The organism is Nonomuraea recticatena, from assembly GCF_039533245.1.
Lineage (GTDB): Bacteria > Actinomycetota > Actinomycetes > Streptosporangiales > Streptosporangiaceae > Nonomuraea > Nonomuraea roseola.
Genome location: NZ_BAAATE010000025.1, coordinates 84,298 through 97,147 on the forward strand (window position 1 = coordinate 84,298; position 12,850 = coordinate 97,147).

The window sequence follows — 12,850 nt, forward strand, 5'->3', positions numbered from 1 at the left end:
GGGTCACGGCCAGAGGTCCGATGTCCTGGCTCAGACCTTGCGCTTGAGCGCGCGTTTCACCGAGGCGGTGAGGACGGCGCGCAGGCCCTGCTGGACCCGTCCGGCCGCGGCGAGCTGACGGCGTAGCGTGCCGACCTCGCGGCGCAGCTCGACCGTGCTCCTGCGCCACTTGCCCGACTCCTCGCGCCACCTGTCGACCTGGCCGCGCAGCCGTTCGACCTCGGCTCTGAGCTTGGCCGCCTCGGCCTGGGCCTCGCTCCTGGCCCTGTAGGCCCCCCGGCGGCCGAGCGGGACGCGCGGCTGCCTGGCGAAGCCGTGGGTCTCGCCCTCGACCCAGCGCACCCCGAAGACCGCGTCGACGGCGTCGTCGAGCTCCTCACCCGGTTCGAGCACGACGCGGGCCCTGGCGAAGGCGGCAGTGCGTTCGAGACGCGCGGTGACGACCTGCCCGCCCGACTCCGACAGCAGCACGTTGACCAGCCCCTGGCCCTCGTCCTTCGCGAGGTCCAGCAGCCTGGCGAGGCTGTCCTCCGCCGGCGTCCAGCCGGCGGGAAGGCGCAGGACGTACGGCACGGCGGGGTCGGTCTCGTCGGTGACCGCCAGCCGGACCCTGCCCTCGTGGGCGTAGTGCCCCTGAAGCAGCACCAGGTCGAGCGAGGGGTCCCTGAGCGGGGCCCTGCGATCGCGTTCGAGCCCCTCCCACGGGCCGACCAGCGTGACGGACACGTCGGGCACGGTCCCTGCCAGCAGCGCGTCCACGGTGGCGCGCACGTCCTCGTAGCCGCCCTCGTCGGCGCGCACGACGGCCTCGACGAAGGGGACCTTCCACTGGCGTCCGGGGTGGGAGCGAAGCCAGCGGTAGGCGGGGACGCGGTCGGCGACGGTGGCGTGGCTGACCCTGTCGATCGGGGCCTTGTCGCGCATCCGCATGGTGGGCCCGAGGTGGTAGGCGCGGGCCTGGGGCTCGGGCACGAAGACGGCCCCTGCCTGCGCCAGGCGGTAGCCCATCTCGGTGTCCTGGCCGAGGACCAGTTCCTCGTCCATCGGGCCCGCGGCCGCGACCAGCGCGGCGTTGACCGAGGTCGCGCCGCCGACGTGCAGGCTGAAGGGCCTGCTCGGGTTGGCGGTCAGGCCATCAGTCCTCTCGACCAGCTCCACGATCCACGCGTGCGGCTCGGCGGGCTCGAAGGCCGACTCCAGGTCGTCGGGCAGCCTGGCGGGCACGGGGGCGGAGGTGAAGCGGATGTAGCCGGTGACGACCAGGTAGGGCGCCTGGTGGTGCCAGCGCATGTGCGCCTCGATCGCGCGCGGCGTCAGCACCACGTCGGAGTCGAGCCAGTGGATGACCTCGCCGGAGGCGACGGCGAGGCCGGCATTGCGGGCGGCGGCGCGTCCGGGGCTCTCGCAGACGACGAGCTTGACCCATGACGGCACGCGAAGCGGCGGGAGGCTGCCGTTGTCGACGACGACGACCTCGACCAGGTGCGTGGGGTAGCTCTGCGACCGCAGCGCCTCGAGGACGAGATCGAGCTTGTCCTGCCCGCCGTACGCGGGGACGATCACGCTGACGCTCATGCGAGGCGTCCACGTGCCGAGGTCGGGGACGTCGAGCACGCGGTAGTCGTTGCCGCGCACCCGTGTCACGAGGCCTCCAGCAGGAGACTGGGCCTGAAGCCGCGCCACTGGTTGTGCGCGACCTTGAGGAAGTGCGCCAGGGGCAGCTGCCAGGTGTGCCCCTCGCTGTGGGAGCGGCGCAGCACGTAGCCGAGTCCGTGGGCGCGGTAGATGCGGGCGCCCCTGGCGTGCTGGGACTTCAGCAGCGCCGCGTCGACCCCTCTGGGCAGCGGTTCGAAGCCGGGGAAGTCGTCGCGGGCGAGCAGGATGGTGCCGCCCGCCACGAAGTCGGTCCAGACCTCGCTCGTGTAGGAGATCCGACGAATGGTGGTGGTGAGCGGCTCCAGGTAGAAGAACTCGGCGGCCGTTCCCACGATGTCGGCGCCCGAGGCGCGCCTGGCGAGCAGCAGGTCGGACAGGTGCTCGGGGCCGTACCAGTCGTCGTCGTCCCACTTGGCCACGAACTCGCCCGAGGCGCGGGCGGCGGCCAGGTCGAGCAGCGCGCCGAACGGCGTGCCGGCGTCGGCCGACACGACGCTGATCGGCAGCTCGCACTCCTCGACGGCCCTGCGCGCGAGCGGATGGTCGGCGATGCCGTGCAGGCCGAGCAGCACCTCGACCTCGACGTGGCGCTGAAGGGCGATCTGGGCCAGCGCCGAGGCGAGCAGGTGGGGCCGCTTGCTCGACATCACCACGCTGACCGTGGGCGTGAGCGCCGGCCTGGGCGCCAGGCGGCGCAGCCGTACGCTGTGCTCCTCGCGGCGCAGATCGGCCAGGCATCTCGGCCCCGCCTCCCTGTTGACCGACAACCAGCCCCTGTCGGTCAGAAGCGCGGCAAAGTCGGGGGAAACCCAGTCAGGCACCCGGTCAGGAAGCGCCGAGGTGAGCGGGACACCGGCGAAGGCCAGGTTCATGAGCCCGTCGAGGGCCGCCCGCCGCTCCTGCTCGGTCATGGCGCCGGGCCACTCCACCGACAGCCCGCGCAGGGGGCGCAGCGCCTCGATGCCGGGCAGCCCGTCAGGGCTCTCGCCGAGGCTCCAGCCCGCGTCGCTCCAGCGCAACCGCTCGATTTCCGCTGTGGGGGTACGCAGGTAACCGGCGGCCCCTCGCGTCTCCACGAAGGGAATGGCGGTCATCGGAGGCGCTCCTCGTCCTGTCGTCTTCGGGCGCGCCTACTTTACGCCGCTTTGACTCTGACGGAAGAGCGGGTCATTCCGAACGAGTTGGCCTGAGCGTTCGTTCCCAGCAATCATCCAGGAAGTTATGGCACGGTAGTGCCTTCTGTTGACTATGGTGTAAATATCCCCACTTATCCCCAGCCGCACGTCATCGGACGAAGTTACACGGAAGGTATGCGCGGATGCTCTCGCCCCGCCACCTGGCAGCGATCGCCATCCTCGGAGGTCTCGTGCTGGCCGTCCTCGGGGTGCTCTCGCTCACCGGAGCCGTCTCCCCCGCCGCCGCGCTCGCCGCGGCCGCGTTCCTGCTCGCGCTGTCGGCTCTCGCCTTCCTGGTGCTGACCGTGCGTCGCCTGGACGGCAAGGCCCACCGTATCGACCTGCGAGTCAAGAAGATCGAGAACGGCCTGACCCAGAGCGCCACCGGCCTGAAGCGCATCGAGTCGCGCATCGACAGGCTCTCGGCCGCGGTCGAGGAGTCGGCGACCAGGCGCAACGAGGACCTCAGCGCGATCCTCGCCTCGCTCGGCGAGGACAGGGTCAACGCGATGACCCACGCCGAGGAGGTGGCCGAGCTCAGGGCCGCGCTCCGCGAGCTGCGCGAGGAGCGCGTGTGAAGGTCCGCCGCAACGACTACGGCTCACTGCGCCCGCCCGCGATCGGCGCGTGGACGCCCGAGCTCACCGTCACGGTGGTGATCCCCGCCTACAACTGCCAGGACGAGCTCGACAGGACGCTCGCCACACTGGCGAGGCAGACCTACCCCTCCCACCTGCTCGACGTGGTCGTGGTCGACGACGGGAGCGAGCCCGCGCTACGGGCGGAGGCGCAGATCGTCAGGGTGCGCGAGGGCTGGGGCAGGGGCAACGCCAGGAACGTGGGCGCGAGGGCCGCGACGGGCGATGTGATCCACTGGCTCGACGCCGACATGATCCTCGCGCCCGACCACGTCGAGGCGCACATGCGCTGGCACCACCTGCTCGACTACGCGGTGGTGGTCGGCGAGGTCCTGTTCGGCGACGACTTCGACAGCGGGACCGTCCAGCCGTACACGGCGAAGATGCTGGAGGAGACCCGCAGGCTCAGGGACGCGGGGACCAGCGCCTACCTCCTGCACACCGGCGCCACGGCCTCGGTCTCCGCGCGCCTGCTGGCCGACGCGGGCGGGGTCGACCCCCGGCTGAACATGGCGGAGGACACCGAGCTCGGCTACCGGCTGGCCCAGGCGGGCGCGGTGTTCATCCCGGACGGCGAGGCGCGCAGCCTGCACGTCGGCGAGTCCACGGTGATGCGCAGGCAGCAGGAGGTCCACAGGCACAACTGGTCCTACCTCGGTGACCACATCCCCGACCTGCGCTGGCTGAGGAGCCATCCGCGCAGGCAGTGGCTGGTGCCCTACGTGCGGGTGACGGTGGAGGCGGCGGGCTACGAGCAGACCAGGGCCACGGTCGACTCCGCGCTGGCCGGTTCGGTCCCCGACGTGGCGGTCACGCTGGTCGGGCCGTGGTCGCTGCTGGGCGATGGACGGCGCTCCAACCTCGACGACCCGCTGCTCGATCTGCGGCTGCTGCACAACCTCTACGCGCACGAGCCGCGTGTGTCGTTCGCGTGGAAGGCGCCCGAGAGCGTGGCGCCGACGCCGTACCTGCTGAGCGTGCCGCCCGGGTGGGTGCTCGGCGCCGACACCGTGGCCAGGCTGGTGGCCCTCGACGAGGGCCTGGTCAGCGTGGCGCTGGAGGAGAGCGGGAGCGGCGTCGTGTCCGCGCGGCTCGAGCGCACCGCGGCCTTCGCCAGGGCGCGCAGGGTCGGCGGCGACCTGGACGCGCTGGTGGACGAGATGTTCGGCTCGGTGTGGGTCGGCGGGCGGGAGTACGGCCTGGCCACCGCCGAGGAGGCCGAGCCCGTCGCCGGTGATCCCGCCAAGTGGCGGGCGCTCGCGACCAGGCGCAGGGACGAGATCAGGGCGCTGGAGGCCGAGGTCGCCGCGTTGCGCGCGGAGCTCGCGCAGGCGAAGGAGGAACCGGCCAAGACCGGTCTGGCGACCTTCCTGAGGCGCGTCATATGATCGCCGATCTCGTGCGTGAGGCCCTGGAGCGCGGAGGAAGGGTCTTCCAGGCGGGCCTCGACGCGCACAGCGGCGCCACCGACCTCGACCACGAGCTGATCGAGCCGGGCGCCGAACGCGTCAAGGAGGTGCTGGTCCTGGCCGGCAGCCCCGCCGACCTGCGCAGGATCGCCACCCTGCACAAGCTGCTGCCCGAGGCCGAGCGGGTGGTCGTCGCGGTCGCCGACACCCCCGCCGCGCACCCGGCCCCCGTGCCCACGCCGACCCCCGCGCACCGCTGGAGGTCGCTGACCGAGCTGCGCGTCTACCAGCCGAAGAACCGCGTGTGGGTGGTGGACGCGCGCTTCTCCGCGCCGACGCCCGCGGGCCGTACGGTCGCCGCCACCGCCCGCGCCTTCGCGGGGCACCGCCTCGACGTGATCGCCGCGCCCGCCGCCGCCATCGCGGGCGTGGGCGCGGCCGACTGGCGGCCGGGCGACCCGAACGCGACACCCGCCGAGCTGACGGGCCCCGTCCCCGACCGGGTCGGCGCGCCCGGTGGCGACATCGTGCTGCGCACGGTCGAGGACGACGTGGAGTGGACCGAGGACGAGCAGCCGGTGGACCGGCCGACGGTCGAGGCGGCCAGCTGGGAGCGGATCGGCCGCCCCGGCGGGACCGAACTGGCCGCCGTCCCCGTGGAGCCCTCGATGATCCCGCCGGTGGACGAACGCCTGGTGAACCCCATGGGCTTCGTCACCACTCCTTCGCGCGGGATGGCCATGCTGGCGGAGTCGGGCGGCCGCTGGTCGGTCGTGCTGGACGGCAGGCCGGTCGTCACGTTCGCAGCCTCGGGCGGGGTCACGGACGCCGACGTGGCCAGGCTCAGGCAGATCAGGGGCGTGGAGATCGACTGGCGCCACGCCCACAGCGGCCCGCTGCCCGCGGTCAGGGTGCTGGCGGGACTGGCGGCCGCGGGCGTGCCGCTGGTGGCCTCGGAGGTGCCGCGCTGGGCCAGGGCGATGGGCGACAGGCTGTCGTCCCTGCTGACCACCCCGGTGGACCTGGCGGACGAGCTGCGGCGCGAGGAGCACAGCGTCAGGCTGCGCCGCGAGGCCATGCGCGTCCACGGCGTGGCCGCCAGGTGGGAGCAGCTCGGCTCGCCCGCGCCCGCTCCCCCGCTGACCTCCGTCCTGCTGGCCACCCGCAGGCCCTCCATGGTCGGCTTCGCGCTCGAACAGGTGGCCAGGCAGCGCAACGTCCAGCTCGAGGTGGTCCTGGCGCTGCACGGGGTCTCGCGCGACCATCCCGACGTCGTGGACGCCGTCAAGCGGTTCGACAGGCCGATCACGGTCTTCGAGACCGACGCGATCTTCGGCGAGGTGCTGAACGACGCGGCGGCCCGCGCCTCTGGCTCCTTCCTGCTGAAGATGGACGACGACGACTGGTACGGGCCCGACTTCCTGTGGGATCTGCTGCTGGCCCACTCCTACTCCGGCGCCCAGGTGGTCGGGACCGTGCCCGAGTTCGTCTACCTGTCGTCGATCGACGTGACGGTGCACCGCAGCCAGATCACCGAGCAGATCACGAGTTTCGTGGCGGGCGGGACGATCCTGGTGGAGCGGTCGGCCTTCCAGGCGGTCGGCGGGTTCAGGCCGCTGAGGCGCTCGGTCGACACGCAGTTCCAGGAGGCGCTGCAGGCGGCGGGCGGGCAGATCTACCGCACCCACGGCCTGGGCTACATCCTGCGCCGCGGCCCCGCGGCCGACCACACCTGGCAGGAGCCGATCGGCACGTTCCTGCAGCGCAACAGGCAGCAGTGGAGGGGATTCAGGCCGAACGCGCTGATGGAGCTGGCCCCGTGAGGATCAGGCGCAACGACTTCGGCCCGCTGAAGCCGCCCGCGCTGGGCGCGTGGGAGCCGTCGATGACGGTGACCGTGGTGGTCCCCGCCCACGGCGGCCAGGAGAAGCTCGACCTCACGCTGGCCGCGCTGTCGAACCAGACCTATCCCGCGCGCCTGCTCGACGTGATCGTGGTCGACGACGGCAGCCCCGTGCCGCTGCGCGCCGACCTGGTCCCCGACGGCAGGGTCGTCAGGGTGCGCGAGAGCTGGGGCAGGGCGGCGGCCGTGCAGACAGGGGCCGACGCGGCCACCGGCGAGATCGTGCTGGTGCTCGACGCGGACATGGTGCCATGGCCCGAGCACGTCGAGGCGCAGATGCGCTGGCACCATCTGGCCTCCTACCTGGTCGTCCTCGGCTGGATCGACTTCACCGACCCGCCCGTGCTGCCCTCGCCCTCCGAGGTCGCGGCGGGGGTGGCGGACCTGTTCCCGATGTCGCCGCACCGGCACGACTGGGCCGAGGAGATCATCGCGAGCCACGACGGGCTGCGCACGGCGCCCAGCTCGCTGGTGTCGCGGGTGCACGTGGGGGCGACGGCGTCCTATCCCGCGTGGCTGCTGCGCGCGTGCGGCGGCATGGACACCACGCTCAAGCTGGCCGAGGACACCGAGCTCGGCTACCGGCTGACGCAGGCGGGAGCGGTGTTCGTGCCCGATCCCGAGGCGCGGGCCTGGCACGTGGGGGTGCCGACCGCCATGCGCGCCTTCGCCGAGCTGAAGCGCTACAACGATCCGTTCGTCGCCGACCGCGTGCCGTACCGGCGCTACCTGCGGACCGATCGGGGGCGGCAGTGGCTGGTGCCTTACGTGGAGGCGGTGGTGGAGGCGGGCTCCTACGAGGACACCCGCGCCACCGTCGACGGCCTGCTGGCGAGCTCGCTGCCCGATGTCCGGGTCACGGTCGAGGGGCCGTGGGAGTCGCTGACCGACTCGCGCCGCTCGCCGCTGTCCGATCCGCTGCTGGAGCTGCGGCTGCTGCGCGCCCAGTTCGAACACGACCCCCGCGTACGGCTGGGGCCCGCGCCCGAGCCCGTCGCGCCCTTCCGGCTGCTCTGCCCGCCCGGCTGGATGCCCGAGCCCACCACCGTCGAGCGGCTCGTCGGCCATCTGGAGGCCACCGACGGGGGCGCGCTGTGCGTCGCGCTCGAGGAGAGCGCCGAGGGCGTGGTGTGCGCCCGGCTGGAGCGCACCGCCGCCCTCGCGCGAGCGTCGCTCCTGATCAAGGAGGGGGAGCACCTCGACGACGTCCTGGACGAGGTGTTCGGGTTGGAGTGGGTGGACGGCGCCGCCTTCGGGCTGGCCAGGAGGCCCCGCCTCTACCCTCCGCGCCGGCGCCCCGTGCCCGAGCACGAGCGGCTGGCCAGGCAGCGCGACAAGGAGCTGGACACGCTGCGTGAGCGGACCGCGGCGCTGCGGGCCGAGGTCGCCCAGCTGCGCAGGGAGGCGGCCAAGGGGCGCAGGGACACCGCGCGCTGGAAGGAGAAGGCCGAGCACTGGCGGCGCGAGGCGGTCAAGCTCGCCCGCGAACAGGACCGCACCGTGCTCGACAAGGCCGTGCGCAGGATGCGCAACCTCACCTTCCCCCGGCGCTGACCCTCGCTCCTGGTGAGCGGCGGTCAGCGGGCGCTCCGCCTGCGAAGGTGGTAGGCGTAGGTGGCGGCGACGAGCGCCAGGCCCCACGGCAGCCACGACAGGCCGGGCCCGAAGCTGCCCCAGTCCTCGGCGGTCATGGTGATCTGGCCGGTGATCATCCAGAGGAACAGGCGCGAGCCCGCCTGGATCAGCATCGCCGACGCGCACAGCGCGGGCGCGACCGCCAGCCAGACCGGCACGCGCCTGCCGCCCAGGAAGGGGATCCAGCGGGGGAAGACCTCGCCCCAGCGCTGGACGAGGCCCAGCGTCAGGAGCGCCCCCACGACGCACAGCCCGCCGAGCACCGCCTCGGCCATCCACGCGTCCTGCTGTCCCCCGGCGAGGAAGCCGTCGGGCACGCCGAGCGGGATCCCCATCGCCCAGGAGATCCGCGAGATGCCGTACGGCAGAGCCAGCACGGCGGCCAGATAGGTGACGGGCCTTGCCCATCGCACCGTTCGCGCGCCGCCTCCCGAATCGCCGCCGTCCCTCCCGGCCCAGGCCGCCGCCGCCCAGAGCGCGCCGCCGACGATGCAGAAGAGCATGAACAGCAGCGGGCCGTCCCAGAGGCCCGTGTAGCCCATGAACAGGTAGCCGAAGTTCTGCATCACCCGCACATCGGGCACGGCCACGATCAGGCCGACGCACATCGTCCAGGCGAAGACGAACGACAGGCCGCGCGCGGCCGAACGGGTCATCGCCACCGCGACCAGCGCGCCGAGCAGGCCGAGCGCCGCCATGACGGCTCCCGTGGGGCCCTGCTCGACCGAGGCCAGCAGGGAGCCCACCTGGTCCGCGCGAGGGTCGCCCGCGCCGAGGGGGAAGCCCGCGCCGCCGAGGGCCCAGTAGGCGCCGGTCAGCCCGAAGGCCACGGACCACAGGCCCGCCGCGGGCGCGGTCCACGACCTGCGCGCCCTGGTCTCTGTCCCGGTCTCGACGGTGGGCCGCGCCGTCCTGGCCCTCTTGCGCATCTCGGTCTCGCTCACACCTCAAGCCTGCTCGGCAGGGCCCGCCGTCCCCTCCCCCTGGCGGGGGACGAGGCTCCCCCGCCGGGGTTGACATCTCCCCACTCCATTGGATAGTGACGTTATCCAATATTAGACAGTGTCACTATCCAATGGAGACATCATGGATCCGGTAGTCGTCCTGGGAGTTGCCCTTCTCGTCTTCCGCGCGCTCGGAGCGCTCGGCGTCAGCCGCTTCGCCACGTGGCCCGCGAGCGCCGCCCACGCGATCGCGGTCATGCTCGTCATGACGGCCAGCGCGCACTTCGTCCCCGAGAGCGTCACCGTGATGCCCAACCATGCCGACCTGGTGAAGATCGTGCCGCCGTTCGTGCCGTTCCCCGGCTTCATGGTCTACGCGACCGGGGTGCTCGAACTCCTCGGGGCGGTCGGACTGGTCGTCACCGGGACCCGCTGGGCGGCCGGGTTCTCCCTCGCGGCGATGTTCGTGCTGCTGCTTCCCGCCAACATCTACGCGGCCGTGGCCCAGGTGCCGTTCAACGGCGGCGAGGCCTCACCGCTGTGGCTGAGGGTTCCCGAGCAGGTCGCCTACATCGCCGTCGCCCTGTGGGCCACCCGCTCGGCCTCCCGCGCCTGGCCGGCCTCGCTGCGGCTCGCGGGCTCGACGTCGAGGTGACCCCACATGAGAAAGGCGGGTCGGGGCTCCGCAGGGGAGCCCCGAGCCGCCTTCGCGTGCCCGCTGGCGCCGTCAGTCGTCGCCCTCGACGCGCATCACGCTGGCGATGGCCCTGACGATGTCGAGCCTGCGCAGCCCCTCCATCGTCGCCGAGAGCGCCGCGTCCGTCGCCCTGTGCGTGACGATGACGAGCTGGGCGTCGTCGCCGTGGCCCTCCTGGCGGACGGTCTGGATGGAGACGTCGTGCTCGGCGAAGAGCGTCGCGACCTGGGCCAGAACGCCTGGCTTGTCGGCGACGTCGAGTGAGACGTGGCAGCGGGTGACGGTCTCCCCCATCGGATGGACGGCCAGCGAGGCGTAGACGGACTCCTCGGGGCCCCTGGTGCGGGCCAGACGGTTGCGGGCCACCGCCACCAGGTCACCGAGGACGGCCGAGGCCGTGGGAGCGCCGCCCGCGCCCTTGCCGTAGAACATCAGCTGCCCCGCCGACTCCGCCTCGACGAAGACCGCGTTGTAGGCCTCGCGGACCCCAGCCAGCGGATGGGTGCGCGGGATCATCGCGGGGTGGACGCGCACGCCGATCGAGCGGCCGTCGTCGGAGCGGGCGCAGATGGCCAGCAGCTTGATGACGTAGCCCATGGCCTTGGCGCTGGCCACGTCGGTCGCGGTGATCTCGGTGATGCCCTCGCGGTGCACGTCCGCGGCCGTGACCCTGCTGTGGAAGGCGAGACCGGCCAGGATGGCCGCCTTGGCGGCGGCGTCGAAGCCCTCGACGTCGGCGGTGGGGTCGGCCTCGGCGTACCCCAGCGCCTGGGCCTCCTCCAGCGCGTCGTTGAAGGAGGCGCCGGTGGAGTCCATCTTGTCGAGGATGTAGTTGGTGGTGCCGTTGACGATGCCGAGCACCCGCTTCACCCTGTCGCCCGCCAGCGACTCGCGCAGCGGCCGCAGCAGCGGGATCGCCCCGGCGACGCTGGCCTCGTAGTAGAGGTCGCCGCCGCCGGCGTGGATGGTGGCGCCGTCCTCGGCCAACAGGGCCTTGTTGGCCGTGACGACCGACTTGCCGCTGGCCATGGCGGCCAGGATGAGCGTGCGGGCGGGCTCGATGCCGCCGATCACCTCGATGACGATGTCGACGTCGTCGCGGGTGACCAGGCCCTCGGCGTCGGTGGTCAGCAGGGCGGGGTCGAAGGAGACCTCGCGTTTACGGCCCGGTTTCCTGACCGCGACGCCCGCCAGCTCGAGCGGGGCTCCGATGCGGGCGGCCAGGTCGTCGGCCTGCTCCTCCATGAGCTTGATGACCTGCGAACCGACCACGCCGCACCCCAGCAGCGCGACTTTCAGCGGCTTGCTCACAGCTGCCCCCTCAACAGGTCGTCCTCGGTCTCACCCTGCACGATGACGCGCGCCCTGCCGCCCGAGACGGCCACGACGGCGGGCTTGGGCAGGTAGTTGTAGTTGCTGGCCAGCGACCTGCAGTAGGCGCCCGTCGCGGCCACGGCGAGCAGGTCGCCAGGCGCGAGGTCGGCGGGCAGGTAGTGGTCGCGGACCACGATGTCGCCGCTCTCGCAGTGCTTGCCCACCACGCGCGACAGCATCGGCGCGGCCTCCGACTCGCGGGAGGCCAGCACGGTGGTGTACTCGGCGCCGTACAGGGCGGTGCGCGCGTTGTCGCTCATGCCGCCGTCGACGCTGACGTAGGTGCGCAGGCCCTCGACGTCCTTGACCGTGCCGACCTCGTAGAGCGTGACGCCGCCAGGACCGACGATCGCCCTGCCCGGCTCGACGGTCAGGCGCGGCACCGGCAGCCCGGAGCTCGTGCAGACCTTCTCGACGATCTCGCGCAGCGCGTCGGCGATGACCTTGATGTCGGGGGCGACGTCACCCTCGACGTAGGCGATGCCGTAGCCGCCGCCGAGGTCGAGCTCGGGCAGCACCACGCCGTGCTCGTCCTTGATCTGCACCAACAGGGTGGCCAGCCGCGTGGCCGCGACCTCGAACCCCGCGGTGTCGACGATCTGGGAGCCGATGTGGGAGTGCAGGCCGACGAGCTCGAGCTGCGGGAGGGCCAGGATGCGGCGGACGGCCTCGGCCGCCGCGCCGGTGTTGAGCGACAGGCCGAACTTCTGGTCGTCGTGCGCCGTCGCGATGAACTCGTGCGTGTGCGCCTCGACCCCCGTGGTCACGCGGACCATGACGCGGGGCCTGACGTCCATCTGCTCGGCGAAGTAGCCCAGCCTGGCGATCTCCTCGAAGGAGTCGACGACGACGTGCCCGACGCCGACCTCGAGGGCGCGCCTCAGCTCGGCGGCGGACTTGTTGTTGCCGTGGAGGGTGATGCGCGAGGGCGGGAAGCCGACACTGAGCGCGACGGCCAGCTCGCCTCCGCTGGCCACGTCGAGGCCCAGATCCTCGTCCATCAGCCAGCGCACGACCTCCTTGCACAGGAACGCCTTGCCCGCGTAGTGCACGTCGGAGCCCGCGAAGGCGGTGGCGTACTCGCGCATGCGCGAGCGGACGTCGTCCTCGTCGACGACGTAGAGCGGCGTGCCGTACTGCTCGGCGAGGTCACGCACGTCGACGCCGCCGATCGTGAGCGCGCCATCCGTTCGCGTCGACGTTCGCGGCCAGATCGCGTGGTTGATCCGGTTGAGGTCGGCGGGCGCCAGCGGCGGGCGCTCATGGGGCAGCATCTCAGCGTGCCTGTCCCCTGCTGGATGGGCGAATCGACTCACCCGATCGAGGCTATCGGACCCGGTGGCGCTGGTGGGACGACTGCCCACGGATCGAGACGCGATCTCGCTATTCTGCGGAAATTTTTGCCTTAATTCGCCATAT

At 72.3% G+C, this 12,850-nt stretch carries 10 protein-coding genes; 5 read left to right on the plus strand and 5 right to left on the minus strand.

The genetic code is table 11. From position 1 onward, the window contains the following. Positions 1-30: 30 nt before the first annotated feature. On the minus strand, positions 31-1,644 hold the full coding sequence (locus tag ABFX50_RS35845; protein WP_346152795.1) for a glycosyltransferase family 2 protein: 1,614 nt from the start codon (positions 1,642-1,644) through the stop codon (positions 31-33). Next, on the minus strand, positions 1,641-2,750 hold the full coding sequence (locus ABFX50_RS35850) for a family 2 glycosyl transferase (RefSeq protein WP_346152797.1): 1,110 nt from the start codon (positions 2,748-2,750) through the stop codon (positions 1,641-1,643). The genes ABFX50_RS35845 and ABFX50_RS35850 overlap by 4 nt, the downstream gene beginning before the upstream one ends. A gap of 224 nt (positions 2,751-2,974) precedes the next feature. Here ABFX50_RS35850 and ABFX50_RS35855 point away from each other — a divergent pair, with 224 nt between their 5' ends. Genes ABFX50_RS35855 through ABFX50_RS35870 form a run of 4 tightly spaced genes read left to right on the plus strand, consistent with a single transcriptional unit; the run spans position 2,975 to position 8,335 of the window. Then, a complete protein-coding gene (locus tag ABFX50_RS35855; protein WP_183649156.1) occupies positions 2,975-3,409 on the plus strand; it encodes a hypothetical protein in 435 nt (144 codons plus the stop codon). After that, a complete protein-coding gene (locus ABFX50_RS35860; RefSeq protein WP_346152800.1) occupies positions 3,406-4,857 on the plus strand; it encodes a glycosyltransferase family 2 protein in 1,452 nt (483 codons plus the stop codon). The genes ABFX50_RS35855 and ABFX50_RS35860 overlap by 4 nt, the downstream gene beginning before the upstream one ends. Continuing rightward, positions 4,854-6,701, plus strand: a complete 1,848-nt coding sequence (locus tag ABFX50_RS35865; RefSeq protein WP_346152802.1) for a glycosyltransferase — start codon at positions 4,854-4,856, stop codon at positions 6,699-6,701. The genes ABFX50_RS35860 and ABFX50_RS35865 overlap by 4 nt, the downstream gene beginning before the upstream one ends. Next, a complete protein-coding gene (locus ABFX50_RS35870; protein WP_346152804.1) occupies positions 6,698-8,335 on the plus strand; it encodes a glycosyltransferase family 2 protein in 1,638 nt (545 codons plus the stop codon). Before ABFX50_RS35865 ends, ABFX50_RS35870 begins: the two co-directional genes overlap by 4 nt. Positions 8,336-8,358: 23 nt before the next feature. On the opposite strand, the gene ABFX50_RS35875 is transcribed toward ABFX50_RS35870, so the two are convergent. Beyond that, a complete protein-coding gene (locus ABFX50_RS35875) occupies positions 8,359-9,360 on the minus strand; it encodes a hypothetical protein (protein ID WP_346152806.1) in 1,002 nt (333 codons plus the stop codon). A 142-nt stretch (positions 9,361-9,502) separates the two neighbouring features. Here ABFX50_RS35875 and ABFX50_RS35880 point away from each other — a divergent pair, with 142 nt between their 5' ends. Further along, complete coding sequence (locus tag ABFX50_RS35880; protein ID WP_346152808.1) at positions 9,503-10,015, plus strand: DoxX family protein; 513 nt, start codon at positions 9,503-9,505, stop codon at positions 10,013-10,015. Between the two features lie 72 nt (positions 10,016-10,087). Here ABFX50_RS35880 and ABFX50_RS35885 read toward each other — a convergent pair whose 3' ends face one another. Further along, positions 10,088-11,368: a homoserine dehydrogenase gene (locus ABFX50_RS35885; protein WP_346152810.1), complete on the minus strand. Its 1,281-nt coding sequence runs from the start codon at positions 11,366-11,368 to the stop codon at positions 10,088-10,090. Beyond that, positions 11,365-12,747, minus strand: coding sequence for a diaminopimelate decarboxylase (lysA, locus tag ABFX50_RS35890; protein ID WP_346152812.1), 1,383 nt, complete (start codon positions 12,745-12,747; stop codon positions 11,365-11,367). Before lysA ends, ABFX50_RS35885 begins: the two co-directional genes overlap by 4 nt. Positions 12,748-12,850: the final 103 nt, after the last annotated feature.